Annotated in this window: 2 tRNA genes; both read right to left on the minus strand. The window is 48.3% G+C overall.

The annotated features are described in order from the left end of the window. Positions 1-76, minus strand: a tRNA-Lys gene (locus tag TZ48_RS24235). Between the two features lie 2 nt (positions 77-78). Next, positions 79-154: transfer RNA gene (locus TZ48_RS24240), tRNA-Glu, on the minus strand. Positions 155-230: the final 76 nt, after the last annotated feature.

Genomic DNA, 230 nt, shown 5'->3' on the forward strand with positions numbered 1-230 from the left:
TGGTGGGTCGTGCAGGATTCGAACCTGCGACCAATTGATTAAAAGTCAACTGCTCTACCAACTGAGCTAACGACCCAATGGTATCCCGTAGGGGAGTCGAACCCCTGTTACCGCCGTGAAAGGGCGGTGTCCTAGGCCTCTAGACGAACGGGACACTAAGCAGTAAGTGTTGGGCACTTACTATTTTCTGCTTTCGCTTTTCAGCAAAAACAAAATCTCTTTATCTTTAC

It is taken from the genome of Vibrio variabilis, from assembly GCF_003263785.1.
Lineage (GTDB): Bacteria > Pseudomonadota > Gammaproteobacteria > Enterobacterales > Vibrionaceae > Vibrio > Vibrio variabilis.